Source organism: Streptomyces sp. NPDC054834 (genome assembly GCF_053611185.1).
On record NZ_JBSGZV010000005.1, the window covers coordinates 19,224 to 35,487 of the forward strand.

Annotated in this window: 16 protein-coding genes and 1 pseudogene; 7 read left to right on the top strand and 10 right to left on the bottom strand. The window is 70.9% G+C overall.

Features of this window, described 5'->3' with window-relative positions; genetic code table 11:
* Nucleotides 1–66: 66 nt before the first annotated feature.
* Nucleotides 67–273, bottom strand: coding sequence for a DUF397 domain-containing protein (locus tag ACWGJM_RS08930; protein WP_453410973.1), 207 nt, complete (start codon nucleotides 271–273; stop codon nucleotides 67–69).
* A pseudogene (locus ACWGJM_RS08935) lies at nucleotides 270–1,097 on the bottom strand (helix-turn-helix domain-containing protein). The gene ACWGJM_RS08930 and the pseudogene ACWGJM_RS08935 overlap by 4 nt, the downstream one beginning before the upstream one ends.
* A gap of 155 nt (nucleotides 1,098–1,252) precedes the next feature.
* Here ACWGJM_RS08935 and ACWGJM_RS08940 point away from each other — a divergent pair.
* Nucleotides 1,253–1,711 (top strand): ATP-binding protein, encoded by a 459-nt coding sequence (locus tag ACWGJM_RS08940; RefSeq protein ID WP_453410974.1) that lies wholly within the window; start codon nucleotides 1,253–1,255, stop codon nucleotides 1,709–1,711.
* A gap of 21 nt (nucleotides 1,712–1,732) precedes the next feature.
* On the opposite strand, the gene ACWGJM_RS08945 is transcribed toward ACWGJM_RS08940, so the two are convergent.
* The gene (locus ACWGJM_RS08945) at nucleotides 1,733–2,941 is read right to left on the bottom strand and encodes a pyridoxal phosphate-dependent aminotransferase (RefSeq protein ID WP_453410975.1); all 1,209 of its coding nucleotides are present in this window, start codon (nucleotides 2,939–2,941) and stop codon (nucleotides 1,733–1,735) included.
* Nucleotides 2,942–3,028: 87 nt separating this feature from the next.
* Between ACWGJM_RS08945 and ACWGJM_RS08950 the strand changes: the two genes are divergently transcribed.
* Entirely contained in the window at nucleotides 3,029–3,655 is a 627-nt protein-coding gene (locus ACWGJM_RS08950; RefSeq protein ID WP_453410976.1) for a winged helix-turn-helix transcriptional regulator, read from the top strand.
* A 52-nt stretch (nucleotides 3,656–3,707) separates the two neighbouring features.
* On the opposite strand, the gene ACWGJM_RS08955 is transcribed toward ACWGJM_RS08950, so the two are convergent.
* Genes ACWGJM_RS08955 through ACWGJM_RS08965 form a run of 3 tightly spaced genes read right to left on the bottom strand, consistent with a single transcriptional unit; the run spans nucleotide 3,708 to nucleotide 7,444 of the window.
* Entirely contained in the window at nucleotides 3,708–4,523 is an 816-nt protein-coding gene (locus ACWGJM_RS08955; RefSeq protein ID WP_453410977.1) for a hypothetical protein, read from the bottom strand.
* Complete coding sequence (locus ACWGJM_RS08960; protein WP_453410978.1) at nucleotides 4,523–5,788, bottom strand: VWA domain-containing protein; 1,266 nt, start codon at nucleotides 5,786–5,788, stop codon at nucleotides 4,523–4,525. Before ACWGJM_RS08960 ends, ACWGJM_RS08955 begins: the two co-directional genes overlap by 1 nt.
* A gap of 9 nt (nucleotides 5,789–5,797) precedes the next feature.
* On the bottom strand, nucleotides 5,798–7,444 hold the full coding sequence (locus ACWGJM_RS08965) for an IucA/IucC family protein (RefSeq protein ID WP_453410979.1): 1,647 nt from the start codon (nucleotides 7,442–7,444) through the stop codon (nucleotides 5,798–5,800).
* 33 nt (nucleotides 7,445–7,477) lie between these two features.
* Between ACWGJM_RS08965 and ACWGJM_RS08970 the strand changes: the two genes are divergently transcribed.
* Nucleotides 7,478–8,980, top strand: a complete 1,503-nt coding sequence (locus tag ACWGJM_RS08970; RefSeq protein ID WP_453410980.1) for an IucA/IucC family protein — start codon at nucleotides 7,478–7,480, stop codon at nucleotides 8,978–8,980.
* Nucleotides 8,981–10,182: 1,202 nt separating this feature from the next.
* Here ACWGJM_RS08970 and ACWGJM_RS08975 read toward each other — a convergent pair.
* Nucleotides 10,183–10,710: a DUF1062 domain-containing protein gene (locus ACWGJM_RS08975; protein WP_453411232.1), complete on the bottom strand. Its 528-nt coding sequence runs from the start codon at nucleotides 10,708–10,710 to the stop codon at nucleotides 10,183–10,185.
* A 255-nt stretch (nucleotides 10,711–10,965) separates the two neighbouring features.
* Between ACWGJM_RS08975 and ACWGJM_RS08980 the strand changes: the two genes are divergently transcribed.
* The 3 genes from ACWGJM_RS08980 (at nucleotide 10,966) to ACWGJM_RS08990 (ending at nucleotide 12,487) form a co-directional block, all read left to right on the top strand.
* Entirely contained in the window at nucleotides 10,966–11,235 is a 270-nt protein-coding gene (locus ACWGJM_RS08980; RefSeq protein WP_453410981.1) for a tyrosine-type recombinase/integrase, read from the top strand.
* A 65-nt stretch (nucleotides 11,236–11,300) separates the two neighbouring features.
* Nucleotides 11,301–12,215 (top strand): HipA family kinase, encoded by a 915-nt coding sequence (locus ACWGJM_RS08985; protein ID WP_453410982.1) that lies wholly within the window; start codon nucleotides 11,301–11,303, stop codon nucleotides 12,213–12,215.
* The gene (locus ACWGJM_RS08990) at nucleotides 12,212–12,487 is read left to right on the top strand and encodes a SelT/SelW/SelH family protein (RefSeq protein ID WP_390735733.1); all 276 of its coding nucleotides are present in this window, start codon (nucleotides 12,212–12,214) and stop codon (nucleotides 12,485–12,487) included. Before ACWGJM_RS08985 ends, ACWGJM_RS08990 begins: the two co-directional genes overlap by 4 nt.
* 3 nt (nucleotides 12,488–12,490) lie before the next feature.
* Here ACWGJM_RS08990 and aceB read toward each other — a convergent pair whose 3' ends face one another.
* Together aceB and ACWGJM_RS09000 are read right to left on the bottom strand one after the other, a co-directional pair.
* Entirely contained in the window at nucleotides 12,491–14,125 is a 1,635-nt protein-coding gene (gene aceB / locus ACWGJM_RS08995; RefSeq protein WP_453410983.1) for a malate synthase A, read from the bottom strand.
* A 97-nt stretch (nucleotides 14,126–14,222) separates the two neighbouring features.
* Nucleotides 14,223–14,822, bottom strand: coding sequence for a nucleotidyltransferase family protein (locus tag ACWGJM_RS09000; RefSeq protein ID WP_453410984.1), 600 nt, complete (start codon nucleotides 14,820–14,822; stop codon nucleotides 14,223–14,225).
* Between the two features lie 192 nt (nucleotides 14,823–15,014).
* On the opposite strand from ACWGJM_RS09000, the gene ACWGJM_RS09005 reads away from it, so the two are divergent.
* Nucleotides 15,015–15,329 carry a DUF5955 family protein gene (locus ACWGJM_RS09005; protein ID WP_453410985.1) on the top strand — a complete coding sequence of 105 codons (315 nt, stop codon included), beginning with the start codon at nucleotides 15,015–15,017 and terminating at the stop codon, nucleotides 15,327–15,329.
* A gap of 27 nt (nucleotides 15,330–15,356) precedes the next feature.
* Here ACWGJM_RS09005 and ACWGJM_RS09010 read toward each other — a convergent pair whose 3' ends face one another.
* Nucleotides 15,357–16,142, bottom strand: coding sequence for an IclR family transcriptional regulator (locus ACWGJM_RS09010; RefSeq protein WP_453410986.1), 786 nt, complete (start codon nucleotides 16,140–16,142; stop codon nucleotides 15,357–15,359).
* Between the last annotated feature and the right edge of the window lie 122 nt (nucleotides 16,143–16,264).

Consider the following 16,264-nt stretch of genomic DNA (forward strand, 5'->3'; position numbering starts at 1 on the left):
CGAGCCGTTGATGAGTACGGCCCCGCCCGGTGCAGGATCGGACGCAGGGCGCCAGCATGTCGTACGTCAGTGATCGGCGGCGTACGAGACGAAGGCGGTCCATCCTTGTGGCCCGAAGGCGAGTTGGAGGCCTTGCCTGTGCTTCGAGTCGCGTACGTGGATGGTGCCGGGGGCGGAAGCGACCTCGACGCAAGCAGGGCCGTCGTCGGTGCTGTAGCTGCTCTTGAACCATTCCAACTCGGAGCCGTGACCGGCAGAGGGCTTCACGCTCATGTCTCTCCAAGGACTTTCTCGATGAAGGCCAGCGACTCTCGCGGCGGAAGCGCTTGGGCCCGGATAACTCCGTAGCGCAGCTCCAGGATCTGGACCTCCTTGGGCTCCGAGATCAGTCGGCTGGTCCGCTGTACCTCGTTGTGCCCCACGGTGGTGCCCTCCCTGAGCCGCAGCAGGTGGAAAGGGCCGCCGAGACCGGCGTTGTCCTCGCGATCCATGGGCAGCACCTGGATCTCCACGTTCCGCCTTTGCGCGATGTCCAACAGCCGTTAGAGCTGTCGGCGCAGCACCATTCTGCCCCCGACCCGCCTCCGAAGCGCAGCCTCATCATGCACGAAGCTGAAGGCCGGGATCATCTGCTTTCCGTCGATGATCGTCTGGCGTGCCAGCCGCGCGGCGACACGCTGCTCCACCTCCTCCTCGGAGAAGGCGGGCCGCCGTGAGCCGAACACGGCCCTGAGGTACTCCTCCGTCTGCAGGAGGCCGTTGACGACGGAGTTGTCGTAGGCACAGATCTCAACCGCCTCCCCCTCCAACTTCGCCAGATCCCGCACCTTCTTCGGGTACCGGGCTTCCTCCACGTCCTTCGTCAGCCCGGCGATCATCCCGCCCGCGTCCAGCACCCGGTCGGCCGCCTCCAGGAACTGCGCCTTCGGAGCCCGACGTCCCCGCTCCACCGAGGACACCTGCTCCTCGCTGTACCCGATAGCCGTCCCCAACTCGGCCTGGGTGAGCGCCTTCCGTTCCCGGCACATCTTGACGACCTTGCCGACTGTCCGCAGTACGGCCGCCGACTCCTCGTCCTCGCCGCCGTATGACTCCATCCGCCCACCTCCACGTGCCGCCGGTGCCCAACGCCCCACCGGCCCGCCGCGTCACGCGTCACCCTCCGGACAAGCCCGGTCGGCGACCGTACAGTGACGCTGCGTACTGTCGTCGTTGCTGTTCAGAGTAGGGACAGCCGACCACGCTGAGTGACATGAACGCCGATATCGCCCCCATGACGAGTGAACACCCCGCCACCACGGACCACTTCGCCATCCGTCTCTCGGCCACCCCCAAGGGCGCCCGCCTCGCCCGCCACCTCGCAGCCGAGCGGCTGCACGCCTGGGGCTATCCGTACGACTGTGAGGCCAACCGCACGGGGACGCTGCTGGTGGCCGAACTCGCCACGAACGCGGTGCTGTACGGCCGGGTGCCGGGCCGGGACTTCCGTCTGCGCCTCACCCTGTACCCGCAGGACCCCACGCTCCGTATCGAAGTGACCGACGCCCGCGCGGACCGTCGCCCACCCACCCCAGGCACTCTCCCGCCGGCCTCCCCCGAAAGGGAGTCCGGCCGGGGCCTCCTCCTCGTCGAGGCGCTGTCCACTCACTGGGGAACGACCTGCCAGGACCCGTACACCAAGACGGTCTGGTGCGAGGTCGCCTTGGGGTGATGGCTGGTCAGGGCGGTTCGGCTACTGCCGGTACCCGCTCAGGAACCGCCCGATCCGCCCGATCGCCGCCTCCAGGTCGTCCGCGTACGGCAGGGTCAGGATGCGGAAGTGGTCGGGGGTCGGCCAGTTGAAGCCGGTGCCCTGGACGACCTGGATCTTCTCCCGGAGCAGCAGGTCGAGTACGAACTTCTCGTCGTCGTGGATGGGGTGCACCTTGGGGTCGATGCGGGCGAAGGCGTAGAGCGCGCCCTTGGGCTTCACGCAGGACACCCCCGGGATCTCGTTGAGCTTCTCCCAGGCCACGTTGCGCTGCTCGTACAACCTCCCGCCCGGCAAGGTCAGTTCGCGGATGGACTGGCGGCCGCCGAGCGCGGCCTGGATGGCGTACTGTGCGGGCGCGTTGGCGCACAGCCGCATGGAGGCCAGCATGGTCAGGCCCTCCAGGTAGTCCTTCGCGTGCTGCCTGGGGCCGGTCACCACCAGCCAGCCGGAGCGGAAGCCCGCCACCCGGTAGGTCTTCGACAGGCCGCAGAAGGTGAGGACGACCAGGTCGGGGGCGAGCGCGGCGGCCGAGTGGTGCACGGCGTCGTCGTAGAGGATCTGGTCGTAGATCTCGTCGGCGAACACCATCAGGCCGTGCCGGCGGGCGAGGTCGAGGATGCCCTCGACGATCTCCTTCGGGTAGACCGCCCCGGTGGGGTTGTTGGGGTTGATGATGACGACGGCCTTGGTGCGGTCGGTGATCTTCGCCGCCATGTCGTCCAGGTCCGGGTACCAGTCGGCCTGTTCGTCGCAGAGGTAGTGCACCGCCTTGCCGCCGGCGAGGGTGGTGACCGCCGTCCAGAGGGGGAAGTCCGGGGCCGGGATGAGGATCTCGTCGCCGTCCTCCACCAGGGCCTGTACGGCCATCGACACCAGCTCGGACACGCCGTTGCCGAGGAACACGTCGTCGACGCCGACCTCCAGGCCCAGGGCCTGGTAGCGTCCGGCGACCGCCCGGCGGGCGGAGAGGATGCCGCGTGAGTCGGTGTAGCCGTGCGCCTGCGGGAGCATCCGGATCATGTCCTGGAGGATCTCCTCCGGCGCCTCGAAGCCGAACACCGCGGGGTTGCCGGTGTTCAGGCGCAGCACGCTGTGGCCCGCCGCCTCCAGTGCGTCGGCGTGCTCGATCACCGGGCCGCGGATCTCGTAACAGACCTCGCTGAGCTTGTTCGACTGCCGGAACTCCATGCGCGCTCGCCCCTCCGGTTCGGTGTGTTGCTTGGTTTTACCAAGTTCGAGCTTGGAAAGTCCAACGACATGTCTAGACTGCGGGTCATGTCACCTCGCCGAAGCTACGACCAGTACTGTTCCGCCGCCCGTGCCCTCGACCTCGTGGGCGACCGCTGGACCCTGCTGATCGTCCGGGAGCTGCTCGCCGGTCCCCGTCGCTACACGGACCTGCACGCGGACCTGCCCGGCGTGAGCACGGACGTACTCGCCTCGCGGCTGAAGGACATGGAGCGGGACGGGCTCACGACCCGGCGCCGACTGCCTCCGCCGGGGGCCGCCTTCGTGTACGAACTCACCGGCCGGGGACGCGAGTTGCTGCCGGTGTTGCAGGCGCTCGGGGAGTGGGGCCGGGCCGAGCTGGGGGAGCGGCGGCCCACCGACGCGGTGCGCGCCCACTGGTTCGCGCTGCCGTTGCTGCGGGAGCTGGAGGGGTCGGGGCTGGTCGAAGTGCGGCTGGCGGAGGGCGACTTCCACCTGTACGTCGGCGCCGAGGACGGACCCGTGTACGGCGACGGGCGGGCCCCCGCGGAGCCCGATGCGCGGCTCGTCATGGATGCCGAGACGTGCACGGCGGTCGGCCGCGGGGAGTCGAGCCTTCTGGAGGCGGTGCGGGACGGGCGGGTCGAGGTGTCCGGGGACGGGGCCGTGGCCAAGGCGCTGCGAGAGGCGTGAGAAGGGGCGGGAAAAGGCGAAGGCCCGCCGGGCGGGCGGGCCTTCTGTCACGTCAGGCGTTCGGTGGCACCCCTTGCGGGCGTCCCGACCCGCGGGTCAGCGCGTACCCGCCGATACCGGCGAGCGCGGCCAGCACACCCCCCACCGCGGTCCACACCCAGCGGTCGGTCCACCAGCCGGAGGACCAGCCGTCGTCCGGCTCGATGGCGGACAGCACGGCCGACTTCCCCGAACCGTCCTCGTCGCTCGCGGGCTTGGCGGCGATCCCGGGGACCAGCGGCTTCGCCAGCGAGCCGTCCACCGCGGCCGCGCCGCCGATGTCCTTGGAGTCGACCCGGACCTCGGCGCTGACGGGCTTGCCGAGGTCGGCCGAGGTCAGGTCGAGGACCGTCAGCCGGATGTAGTACGTGCCCGGCAGCGGGTCGTTGGCCCACGGCTCCGACCAGGCGCGGACCGTGCGCAGGACGCAGGCCAGGTCCACGGATGCGGTGCCCTGGGCGGCGGTGCGGGTCTGGGCGCCGTACTGGCAGGACTGGCGGCGCCGCAGACCGTCGTACACGTCGATCTGCCAGGTCTGCCCGGTGTGCGTGCCGGGCAGCTTCACCGTCGCCTTGACGGTGGGGCGCTGTCCGGAGTCCGCCGGGAACGACCAGTACATGTAGTCGCCGGTGGAACCGCTGGCGGTGGCCTGCTCGCCCTGGTCGATCTCGGTCGCCGTGCGGAACGAGGTGCCCGCCTGAGTGGGCGCCTTGCTGTCGTCCGAGGCGCTCGGGGACGGCGAGGAGTCGGCGACCGCCGGACCCGCGGCCAGTCCGAGGGCGACCCCGAGCGCCAGCAGTGTGGCGCCGAACGCACGTGTGATTCGCATCAGTTGGTCCTCCAGACCGCGACCCGCCAGCGTGACACCCAGCCCCAGAGCAGACCCGCGACGAAGCCGGTCAGCACCAGCGCGCCGAGCAGCCACCAGCCGCGCCCGAGGCCGAAGGAGGCCACGTCGCCCGCCTTGTCCGGACCGTCCACGACGTCGACGGTCAGCTCCAGCGGCAGACCGGGCGTGGTCTTCACCCCGGAGGCCGCCGAGAAGGAGTTGGTGACCTGGAGGCACACGGTCTCGGCGGGAGCGTCCTCGTCGTCGCTCTCCGGCCTCGGATAGCGCAGACCCGTCGAGATGACGTCCGTACGGCCGTCGCCCGCGGCCTCGCCGCGCACGATCTCCCGGTCGTGCACCGTCACGGCCCGCAGCAGCACCCCGTAGTCCGGGCCCACGGCCCGGTCGGCCGCCACGCTCACCGAAGCACGCACTTCCTGGCCGGGCTTGACGTCCACCTTGTACCAGCGCTGCTGCCCGAACTCCTCGCGGTCCGTGTACAGCCCCGACTTGAGCGCCGGCGCGTCCGTGCACCGGCTCGCGCCCTCGGTGGCCACCGGAGTCACCACCGGGTCGGCCGCCCGGTCCACCAACTGGCCCACCCGGTCGCTGAGTTCCTCCTTGTGCCGCACGTCGGTGTAGGTGCCGCCGGTGGCGTCCGCGATGCAGCTGAGCTGGTCGCGGGTCTTGGCGTCGGGCACCAGGCCGAGGGTGTCGATGGTCAGCCCGATGCCCTTGGCGGCTATCTCGCGGGCCACCTCGCACGGGTCCAGCGGCTGGCAGGTGTCCTCGCCGTCGCTGATCAGGACGATCCGGCGGGTGCCGTCACCGCCGTCGAGGTCGTCGGCCGCCTTCAGCAGCGCGGGACCGATGGGGGTCCAGCCGGTCGGCGTCAGCGTGGCGACCGCGGTCTTCGCCTCGGTGCGGTCCAGGGTGCTGACCGGGTAGAGCTGCGCGGTGTCCTTGCAGCCCGTCTTCCGGTCGTTGCCGTGGTAGTTGGCACCGAGGGTGCGGATGCCGAGCTGGACCTCCTCGGGCGTCGCGTCGAGCACCTCGTTGAACGCCTGCTTCGCCGCGGCCATCCGCGACCCGCCGTCTATGTCCCGCGCGCGCATGGAACCGCTGACGTCCAGCACGAGTTCCACCTTGGGAGCGGCCTTGCCGTCCGTGTCGTCGGCGACCGCCCCGGCGGGGAACGCGAGCCCTGCCGTCAGCGCGGCGAGCAGGGCACAGATCCCCGCCGCCAGCCGTTGTCTTCTGATCATCGGCGGATCTTATTGATCTCGGGTGCCGCGCTCCAAAACGAGCGGGTTGGGCAGGGTGGTCCACTGGTCGCCCGGCGTCGTCGGAGACAGCCGCATCAGCGTCAACGCCTTCGTGGGCAGGGGGGCTTCACGCAGGGCCGTCAGGTCGGGGCCGGGCGGCAGATCCCGTACGGCCGCTTCCAGGGCCGTGGCGAGGACCGGGCCGGAGCCGGCCGTCGCGGCCAGGGCGCCGGCCACCAGGGAGCCGAACAGCTTGCGGCGCAGGGTCGTTTCGTCGTCGGTGATGAGGCGGCCGGTCAGTGCCGGGGGTGTGATGCCGTGGCGGGCCAGCCGGGCGGGGCTGATGCGGATGTCGGCGAGGTCGCGATAGACGAGGCGGCGGGGGGTGCCGTCGGGGGACAGGACGACGAGGAGGTTCTGGCCGTGGGCCTCCAGGGCGACGCCCAGCTCCAGCAGGCGCAGGCCCACCCGGAGGGCGAGACGGGTGAAGCCGGCCAGCCAGGCGGGGGACTGGGGCAGACCGGTGGTGGCGAGGGCGGCCACCGGCAGGACGTGCTCGTCACCGGAGACGTACGACCGTGGTGACTCGCGCAACAGGGCAGCCAGATCAGGGGAGTCGGCGGACACCGCGCCGAGGGTGCGCGTGACGTGCAGCAGGCCGTCCGTACGGGCCGCCAGATCCTCCGCGAACGCCGACAGCGTGGCCGACACCCCCACCGAGTACACCGAGATGTCCCGTACCGAGGACGTCAGCCGGGCGCTCAGCGCGGTCTTGACGTGGGGTCCGCCGGGCAGCGCGAGGGTGCGCAGCGACATCAGGGGGTGGGCGTGCGACCAGGCGTCGTAAGGACGTTTGAGCACATGCGCCGCCTGCCACGGGTGCGCGGGGACCAGCAGGCGCTCCCCGTCCCGCAGTTCGTCCGGCCATGCCCCGGTGACCAGGCACTCCCGCGCCGGGACCGGGACCGTCCCCAGCTCCACCACCGGCCGGTGCTCCGGCCCGTAGGCGAACTGCTCGGCCACCGAGAACCCGGGCCGGGAACGGCAGTTGGGGTGGAAGGGGTGTCCGTCGACCACCCGCTGCTCCCACTCCCAGTCCCTCCCCCAGCCTTCGGCCGGGGGGACCCCCACCGGCCACTCTTCCGGCTGATCCGGCCGGCCGGCGCGCGAGAGTGCCAGCGAGGCGACACTGTGCCCGAGCTCGGCGGCGAACGCCGCGGCGTGCGGCACCGCGAGGTCCGTCATCAGCCGGGCCGGGTCGTCGTAGGCCGCACGGTCGAGGTGGACGGCGGTGACGTGGGCGTCGGTCGCGTACGGATCCGGGTGCGGGCCGCGCAGCCCCCGGCCGTCGGCCAGCCACAGCACCAGGCCTCCCGCCTCGGACGTCCGGCGGTTGATCCACGGCAGCGGCTCATGGGCGAGCGCCCGCCACAGGCGGGTCAGTACGGCCGCCCGCGCACCCGGCAGCGCGGCCGTGTACCGGGGCACCAGGTCGGGCCGGACAGCGGCCAGCTCCTCGGCTACCTCGGCCTCGGCAGTGGAGGGGCCCGGAGGGCCTTCCTTGGAAGGGTGGTGGTGGGAGACGGGAGGGCGGTACACGGACGGCTCCTCGGGTACGGAGTAGTGACGGGCACGATTGCCAGGGACGACAGACATACTGATCGCGATCGGATCCCGGACGAAGAACGAATGGATCGCGTGGACCACATGCCCCCGAGCGACCGCGACGCGGAACGCGCCGACGCGTACGCGGCCACCCCCCTGCTCAACTGTCTGCTGCGGGAGGTGGCCGAGCAGCTCGCCGCGACCGGGGAACGGCGGACGTACCGGCTGCCCGGCACCGGCCGCCTGCTGCGGGTGCGGGGCCGGCGGCGGCCCGCCGAGCCCGAGGTGCGCACGGCCGGCGTCTGGCAGCGCGTCGGCCACACCGAGCTGGTGAAACTGGTCGCCGAGGAGCTGCGCCGGCACACGGGGATCTCCAACGACGAACTGCCCATCGAGATGATCGACAGCCGGGACGCGGTCGCCGCGCTGCTCACCGCGCGCGCCCGGGCGACGCCGCCCGACGACCCGTACCTGCGCTCCGAACAGTCCCTCATCACCGGACATCCTCACCACCCCGCGCCCAAGGCACGCGGCGGCGGCCCCGTGGCCGGCTGGCTGCCGTACGCCCCCGAGGCACACGCCCGTTTCCCGCTGGTGCTGCTCGGCGTGCGCGAGGACGAGGTGGCCGAGGAGGGCGACACCTCCGCGCTCGACGCCCTGGGCACCGCTCCGCCCGGCTACCGGCTGCTACCCGCCCACCCCTGGCAGCTCGACCTCGCCGGAGCCGCCCTCGCCCCCGCCTTCGCCGACGGCCGCCTGGTCCGTCTGGGCACGACCCCGTTCGAGGCCTGGCCGACGGCGGCGGTGCGCACCCTGTACGAGCCCCGCCGCGACCTGTACCTGAAGTTCAGCCTGGACGTGCGCATCACCAACGACATCCGCCGCCTGTGGCGCCACGACCTGACGAAACTGCGCCGCAACGACACGGCCGCGACCGTGGCCCTCGCCGCGAGCGACGGCCCGGCGGCCTGGCTCGGCGACCGCGGCTACCGCACCGCCGCCTTCGCCTTCGAGGAACTGGCCGTCCTGGTCCGCGACGGACTGCGCGGCCACCTGCTGCCCGGCGCCACCCCCCTGCTCGCCGCCGGACTCGTGGAGGGCTTCGACGGCAACCCGCTGGCCCGCGCCACCGACCCGGCGGCCTGGTGGGAGGCGTACCTGCGCCAGGTGGTCCCCCCGGCCCTGACCGCCTTCGCCGATCACGGCGTGGTGCTGGAGGCGCACCTTCAGAACACCCTGGTCGCCGTCGACGCGTCCGGCACGCCCGTCCAGGCGCTGTTCCGGGACGCGGAGGGCGTCAAGCTGCTGTCGGACGTCTCCCGCGCGGCCGGCTGGGAACGGCTGGTGTACTGCCTCGTCGTCAACCACCTCACCGAGATCGCCGCCGTCCTGACCGAGCACCACCCGAGCGTCGACCCCTGGCCCGCCGCCCGCCGCGCCCTCGCGGCCCACACCCTCCCGGAGATCCCCGCCCTGCTCGCCTCGCCCGCCCTGCCCGGCAAGACGAACCTGCTGCTGCGCTGGACCGGCGCGGACGGCGCCGACGCCCGCTACCTGCCGCTGCCGAACCCACTGGCCCGTACATGATCCGCACCGCGCAGACGAGTCTTCCGGCATGTCACGGATTCGTGGATCCCGTCGGCCAGCGCGGTTGCGGGTTGTCAAGACACGTCCGTCACGACAGGGATCCCCCCCGAGTACGAAGAAGAGTGATGCCCGGAGTTGATTCGCCTCCCCAGTTCCTGCGTGCGTCAACTCCATTGTCGACGGATGGGAGGTCAAGGAGTGACCGTGTCGATGGCTAGGCTCGGATTTCCCCTGGCCCCTCCTCTGATTGCACTCTTGGTGGCGTGCGGCGGACCCACGGCATCTCCGGAGCGCCCGTCGTCGGACCCTGGTGGAGCACAAACGTCAAAGAGCAGGAGAGCGTCGGCAACCCCCAGCCGCTCGCCGAGTCGCACGAAAACTGCGGCACCGTCCCAGTCGACGCCTCCACCGACCTGGGGAGTGCAGTCGGGTCCCCGTTTTGTGGCCTCAGTCGGTGATCGCTCCGTTCATTCGGCACCACGACTTCCTGGCGTGCGAGACGCTGCTGGCGCACTGCTCGAAATGAGCGGGGGCTGGGCCGCCAGGCTGCGGATCACAAAGGCGGGAGCGCGTGAGCGGGTGCGCTGCGAAAACCGGCCGTACGGGGTGGGTCGACGGGCTTGGACATACACGATCATGAGTCGCCCTGGTCTCAATGAATATGGGATGCCGCGGAAGGGCATATTTTTTCAAGTGGAGCGCGTGACCACCGAGCATGGGAGCGGATGGGAAACTTCGGTCTCAGGATCGTGGCGCTCTGCAAGAGATGATCCCTTTTCTCTGCATGAGGGCAGTAACGCTGACGGGTTCGACGTGGAGGCAGGCAAGCCCACGAAAATCCGGGTAAAGGTGAGCTCTGACCACAAGCGACTCAGCTTCGCGGCTGCGAGTACGGCTACACCGACCTTTTGGGGACCTGATCAGCCGATCACGGGCGTGAACGTGGCCGGCACGGTCGTCTGCCCCAGCTCCTGAGGGGTGGCGGGAGCTCCGGGTGCGAACGGTGCGAAAAGGAAGTCCGTGAGGCCAACCCGATCGTAGGAGCCGTGCCCGGCGGCGGATGTGTGGGCGGGGACCGGAGGTTCTTCCACCCTGATGCGCTGCCTGTGAGCCCCGTGCGGGCGCAGGACGAGGAGGACGCCGGCGCTCGCCAGGGCCTGTCCAGCGGATCTTGCCGGACAGGCCCCGGTCCCGAAGAGGGCTCAGCGCTTGAGAGTGAAGGCGAAGTCGCCGGAGAGCTTGCCATTCAGCCGGACTGCCGAAACAAGGTTCCCCTCCGTGATCAGTCGCTCGACCTCGGCCCGCGAAAGACCGCAACCTTCAGCGATCAGTCGCACCGGCCGGACAGGGATCCGCGCCGCAAAGCGGACCGAGATGTCGATCACCTCGCGGTCCAGGTGATCCGATCCGCCGGTGTCGAGGCGCCATGCGTTGTCCCAGTCGAGGGCGATGCGGTTACGGCGCCGCACGACCGGATCCTGGAGCAGCTCGGCTGCCAGGCCAGGGTCGTTGTCATGCATCCGGTCCAGCAGCTCAGGTCGCACGGAGCGCACGTTCATCCGCTCCAGGACCGTGAGCTTCGCCGTGTCCCCGCAGGCGGTACAGAGCACGAGGAGCCAGGCGTCGAGGAGCTTGTGGTTTGCGTTGATGCGAAATTTGCCGTTTGCCCGGAAGCGCTCGGACGCGCACGAGTGGCAACGGCGGAGAACGGTCGGCAGGCAGGTGGGCATGACCACCCAGCTATTGAGCACAGAAGTACACCGGTTTCAGTGAGAAGTCCGCAGCAAAAAGGAGCGCGGCGCACATGCGCGACGCGCGACAAATCAGCGCTCGGGAGGTCTCACAGGGTGTACAACGGGCACGTCCTTGCCTGGGCGACTTGGTTCGGCAGCACGGTAGTGGCGCACAGCGGCGCTGATCCACTGGTTTTCGAGCACCTCACCGCTGCGCCCGGGGTGTCAGTGCCGTCGTCCACCGTCACGGGTATGACTTCCTCCCGTACGTCCTCGACCTGGTGGCTGCTGGAGGCCACCGGCCAAGCCGCGCACTGCGACAACCCTGCCTGGGAAGGGCAGCGGCAACTCCCCCGCTCCGTGCTGCGGCACACCTGTGCCTCGATCATGCTGGAGGCGGGAGAGTCCGTGGTGACCGTGGCACGGTGGCTCGGGCACTCCTCACCGGCGATCACACTCGGTTACTATGCTCACTTCATGCCGGAGGCCGGAGGCTGGAAGCAAGGGGCGGACGGCCATTGACGGGCTGGCACACCTCAGAGGGCGACCATGGATTGCAAGGTCAATGAGCCGGGTGGCTTGAGGAAATGCTGAGAGCTGTCACTGCGACCCGCTACATCGCACCCCTCCGGGCAGGTGGCTCCGTCCCCGGAGTCGTAGAGGCCGACGACCTCGGCACGTACGTCGTGAAGTTCACCGGCTCCGCGCAGGGCCGCAAGGCGCTGGTCGCCGAGGTGATCGTGGGCGAACTCGCCCGTGCGCTCGGTCTGCGCTTCCCCGAACTGGTCCTGGTGCACTTCGACCCGGCGATCGCCGCCCACGAGCCCCACCAGGAGGTACGGGAGCTGCACGGCGCCAGCGCCGGCGTCAATCTCGGCATGGACCACCTGCCGGGAGCCAAGGACTTCACCCCGGAGGTCGCCGAGATCTTCCCGGTGGACCCGCTCGAGGCGGGCAGGATCGTCTGGCTCGACGCCCTGACCGTGAACGTCGACCGCACGGTCCACAGCTCGAACCTGATGGTCTGGCCCACTTTCGGGACGGTCCCGCCGCGCCTGTGGCTCATCGACCACGGCGCCGCCCTGGTCTTCCACCACCGCTGGGACGCGTCCGACCCCGCGAAGGCGTACGACTTCCGTCATCACGCGCTCGGCCACTACACCCCCGACGTCCGGGCCGCCGACGCCGAGCTGGCCGGGAAGGTCACCCGGGAGCTGCTGCGGGACATCGTGGCCGAGGTCCCGGACGCCTGGCTGGCCGGCGAGGAGGGCTTCGCCACGCCGGACGACATCCGCGGGGCGTACGTGGACTACCTCCACGCGCGCGTGCGGGCCTCCGAGGCCTGGCTGCCCACCGATTTCCCCAGCCGGGAGGAACTCGCCGCCGAGGAGGCCCGGCGCGCGGCGCGGACACAGCAGGGCCGGCCGAACTGGCTCAAGCGGGTCCCCGACCTGCACGGCAAGCCGGCCGCGGAACAGGATTGGTCGGTGCACCTGCAATGAGCCACCGTGTCGAGATCGAGTACTGCACCCAGTGCCGCTGGCTGCCCCGTGCGGCCTGGCTGGCGCAGGAGCTGCTGACGACCTTCGAGGACGAGCTGACCGAGCTGTCCCTGAAGCCCGGCAAGGGCGGGGTCTTCACGGTCCGCGTCGGCGACGAGGTGGTGTGGGACCGCCGGGAGCAGGGCTTCCCGGAGCCGACGGCGGTGAAGCGGGCCGTACGCGACCGAGTGGCCCCGGGCAGGTCCCTGGGCCACTCGGACACGCCCGCGTGAGAGTCAGCCCTTGAGCTGCTCGTACGCCGGCAGCGTCAGGAAGTCCGCGTAGTCCTCGTCGAGGGCGACCTTCAGCAGCAGGTCGTGGGCCTGCTGCCAGTGCCCGGCCGCGAAGGCCTCCTCGCCGATCTCCTTCCGGATGCCGTCCAGTTCCGCAGCGGCCACCTGCCGCGCCAGCTCCGGGGTGGCCTTCATCGTGGTCCCGTCGTGCTCGAACTCGACGCCCGCGTTGATCCACTGCCAGATCTGCGAGCGGGAGATCTCGGCGGTGGCCGCGTCCTCCATCAGGTTGAAGATGGCGACCGCGCCGAGGCCGCGCAGCCACGCCTCGATGTAACGGATGCCCACCTGGACGGCGTTGACGAGCCCGTCGTACGTGGGCCGGGCGTCGAGGGAGTCGATCGCGATCAGGTCGGCGGCCGTCACGTGGACGTCCTCGCGCAGACGGTCCTTCTGGTTCGGCCTGTCGCCGAGCACCCGGTCGAAGGACTCCATGGCGATCGGCACCAGGTCGGGGTGGGCGACCCAGGAGCCGTCGAAACCGTCGTTCGCCTCACGGTCCTTGTCGGCGCGGACCTTCTCGAAGGCGACCTTGTTGACCTCCGCGTCCCGGCGCGAGGGGATGAACGCCGCCATGCCGCCGATCGCGTGCGCGCCGCGCTTGTGGCAGGTACGGACGAGGAGTTCGGTGTACGCCCGCATGAACGGGGCGGTCATCGTGACCGAGTTGCGGTCCGGCAGGACGAACTTCGCGCCGCCGTCACGGAAGTTCTTGACGATGGAGAACAGGTAGTCCCAGCGGCCGGCGTTCAGCCCGGAGGCGTGGTCGCGGAGTTCGTAGAGGATCTCCTCCATCTCGTACGCGGCCGTGATCGTCTCGATCAGGACGGTGGCGCGGACGGTGCCCTGCGGTAGGCCGATGTAGTCCTGCGCGAAGACGAACACCTCGTTCCAGAGGCGGGCCTCGAGGTGCGACTCGGTCTTCGGCAGGTAGAAGTACGGGCCCTTGCCGAGGTCGAGGAGGCGCTGGGCGTTGTGGAAGAAGTACAGGCCGAAGTCGACGAGGGCGCCCGGGACCTGGCGGCCGTCGGCGTCGACGAGGTGACGCTCGTTCAGATGCCAGCCGCGGGGGCGCATGACGACGGTCGCCAGTTCCTCGTCCGGGCGCAGGGCGTACGACTTGCCGGAGGCCGGGTCGGTGAAGTCGATGTTCCGGGTGTAGGCGTCGACCAGATTGAGCTGGCCGAGGACCACGTTCTCCCAGGTGGGCGCGGAGGCGTCCTCGAAGTCGGCGAGCCAGATGCGGGCGCCCGAGTTGAGCGCGTTGATGGTCATCTTGCGGTCGGTGGGGCCGGTGATCTCCACCCGGCGGTCGTTCAGGGCGGCCGGGGCCCGGGCCACCCGCCAGGAGTCGTCGGCGCGGATCGCGGCCGTCTCGGGGAGGAAGTCGAGCGTGCAGGTGCGGGCGATCTCGGCGCGGCGCTCGGCACGGCGGACGAGGAGTTCGTCACGGCGCGGGGTGAACCGCCGGTGCAGCTCGGCCACGAAGGCGAGCGCCGCGTCGGTCAGGACCTCCTCCTGCCGGGGCAGGGGCTCGGCGTCGACGATGGCCAGCGGAGACGGCGCTGGTGCGGACATGAGCTGTCACTTCCTTCAGCGGTGGCACCGGGTGTCAGTGGATACTAGTTTCCTCATCGTGGAACTTCAATGGTTTGTTGATGTTGAGGCCACCCCTCTATTCAAGGTGCGCGAGGTCGGCCTCGGTGTCGATGTCGTAGGGCCGTGCCACGTCCCCGCACTCGACGAGCGTGATCGCCCCGGCGTTCTCCCTCAGATACGCGCGTGCCCCCCGGTCCCCCGTCGCAGTCGCCGCGATACCCGCCCAGTGGGCCGCGCCGAGCAGCACGGGGTGGCCGCGCACCCCGTCGTAGGCCGCCGAGACCAGGGACCGCTCGTCCCGGTACGCGGCGAGCACCCGCGCCACCGCCTCCGGCCCGATGCCCGGCTGGTCGACGAGCGAGACCAGCGCGGCCCGGGCGCCGGTGCCGGCCAGCGAGTCCAGCCCCGCCCGCAGCGATGTGCCCATGCCCGCTTCCCACCCCGGGTTGTCGACGAGCACGCATCCGGCCAGCCGCGCCCGCTCCCGTACGACGTCCGCGCCGGCCCCGAGGACCACGTGCACCCGCTCGCAGCCGGCCGCGCGCAGTACCCCGGCCGTGTGCTCCACCAGGGGTCGGCCGCGGTGTTCGAGCAGTGCCTTGGGCCGTCCGCCGAGCCGTCTTCCGCCCCCCGCGGCGAGGAGCAGCCCGGCGATCCGGTGCTGGTTGTCCGTCATGCGTCCTGCATACCCGACGCCGGGGGGAGCGGCCGGTCTCCGCGGGCTGAATTTCCGTCCGCACGCTGGCGCACCCCGCACCGGGTGGCGTTTACTGGCCCGCGTCCCCGACGCCCGGCCAGTGCCATGGGGGGCGTGCGCCGGGGGGAGACGGGGAGCGTGGGCGCACGACGGAGCGTGAGGGGGAGGGCTGTGTTGCGGAGCTTGGGGCAGAGGCCGGTGACCGGCAGCGACGAGGATTCGAGGGTGGCGGAACTGCGGACCGCGGTGTCCCGCCTGCGCCGGGAACTGGCCGCGCATCCCGCGGAGTTCCCCGACCGGGGGATCGCCGAGGACGAACTCGCCGCGATGGCCGCGATGACGTCCGGCGGAATCCCCGAGATACCGCGGCTGCGCCGCTCCCTTTTACTGATCGCGAGCGCGATCGGCTCCGTCAGCGCCCTCTCGCGGGGCCTGTCGGACGTCCGTGACGCCGTGGACCTGTTCGGCGAGCCGCCGCGCGGCTGACGCCCGGTTCCGGTGCCGGGCACCGGCTCAGGACGACAGCGCCTGGGACAGTTCCGCCGCCGCCTGCTGAAGAACCGGCACGATCCGCTCCGTGGCCGTCTCGGTGACCCGCCCGGCCGGGCCGGAGATCGAGATGGCGGTGGCGGTGGGGGAGTCCGGGACGGACACCGCGAGGCAGCGGACTCCTATCTCCTGCTCGTTGTCGTCGACCGCGTAGCCCTGGCGGCGCACGTCCGCCAGGGCCGCCAGGAAGCCCTCCGGTGTGGTGATCGTCTTCTCGGTCGCGGCCGGCATGCCGGTGCGGGCCAGCAGGGCGCGCACCTCCTCGTCCGGGGTGGTGGCGAGCAGGGCCTTGCCCACGCCGGTGGAGTGCGGCAGGACGCGCCGGCCGACCTCGGTGAACATGCGCATGGAGTGCTTGGACGGCACCTGCGCCACGTACACGACCTCGTCCCCGTCGAGCAGTGCCATGTTCGCCGTCTCGCCGGTCTCCTCGACCAGGCGGGCGAGGTAGGGGCGGGCCCAGGTGCCGAGCAGCCGGGAGGCCGACTCGCCCAGGCGGATCAGGCGCGGGCCGAGGGCGTAGCGCCGGTTGGGCTGCTGGCGTACGTATCCGCAGGCCACGAGCGTGCGCATCAGGCGGTGGATGGTGGGCAGCGGCAGCCCGCTGCTCGCCGAGAGCTCACTGAGGCCGACCTCGCCGCCCGCGTCCGCCATCCGCTCGAGCAGATCGAAGGCGCGCTCGAGGGACTGGACCCCACCGCCGCCCGCGGACCGGGCGGACTCGGTGGTGCTGGCGCGGGACGTCGGCACGGCGCGTTCCTTTCGAACGGTATTCTGTTATTTGGAAGCTTAATTCCGCTGTGCGGAAAAGTCTAGACAGGGCGGGTTGGGGTGCCGGGAAGCAGTGTGCCTCTTGACTCCTGCGTAGGGGG

Excerpts from the sequence above, each read along its gene's own strand:
- ACWGJM_RS08930 (WP_453410973.1), bottom strand. The coding sequence starts at position 273 with ATGAGCGTGAAGCCCTCTGCCGGTCACGGCTCCGAGTTGGAATGGTTC.
- ACWGJM_RS08940 (WP_453410974.1), top strand. The coding sequence starts at position 1,253 with ATGAACGCCGATATCGCCCCCATGACGAGTGAACACCCCGCCACCACG.
- ACWGJM_RS08945 (WP_453410975.1), bottom strand. The coding sequence starts at position 2,941 with ATGGAGTTCCGGCAGTCGAACAAGCTCAGCGAGGTCTGTTACGAGATC.
- ACWGJM_RS08950 (WP_453410976.1), top strand. The coding sequence starts at position 3,029 with ATGTCACCTCGCCGAAGCTACGACCAGTACTGTTCCGCCGCCCGTGCC.
- ACWGJM_RS08955 (WP_453410977.1), bottom strand. The coding sequence starts at position 4,523 with ATGCGAATCACACGTGCGTTCGGCGCCACACTGCTGGCGCTCGGGGTC.
- ACWGJM_RS08960 (WP_453410978.1), bottom strand. The coding sequence starts at position 5,788 with ATGATCAGAAGACAACGGCTGGCGGCGGGGATCTGTGCCCTGCTCGCC.
- ACWGJM_RS08965 (WP_453410979.1), bottom strand. The coding sequence starts at position 7,444 with ATGTCTGTCGTCCCTGGCAATCGTGCCCGTCACTACTCCGTACCCGAG.
- ACWGJM_RS08970 (WP_453410980.1), top strand. The coding sequence starts at position 7,478 with ATGGATCGCGTGGACCACATGCCCCCGAGCGACCGCGACGCGGAACGC.
- ACWGJM_RS08975 (WP_453411232.1), bottom strand. The coding sequence starts at position 10,710 with ATGCCCACCTGCCTGCCGACCGTTCTCCGCCGTTGCCACTCGTGCGCG.
- ACWGJM_RS08980 (WP_453410981.1), top strand. The coding sequence starts at position 10,966 with ATGACTTCCTCCCGTACGTCCTCGACCTGGTGGCTGCTGGAGGCCACC.
- ACWGJM_RS08985 (WP_453410982.1), top strand. The coding sequence starts at position 11,301 with ATGCTGAGAGCTGTCACTGCGACCCGCTACATCGCACCCCTCCGGGCA.
- ACWGJM_RS08990 (WP_390735733.1), top strand. The coding sequence starts at position 12,212 with ATGAGCCACCGTGTCGAGATCGAGTACTGCACCCAGTGCCGCTGGCTG.
- aceB (WP_453410983.1), bottom strand. The coding sequence starts at position 14,125 with ATGTCCGCACCAGCGCCGTCTCCGCTGGCCATCGTCGACGCCGAGCCC.
- ACWGJM_RS09000 (WP_453410984.1), bottom strand. The coding sequence starts at position 14,822 with ATGACGGACAACCAGCACCGGATCGCCGGGCTGCTCCTCGCCGCGGGG.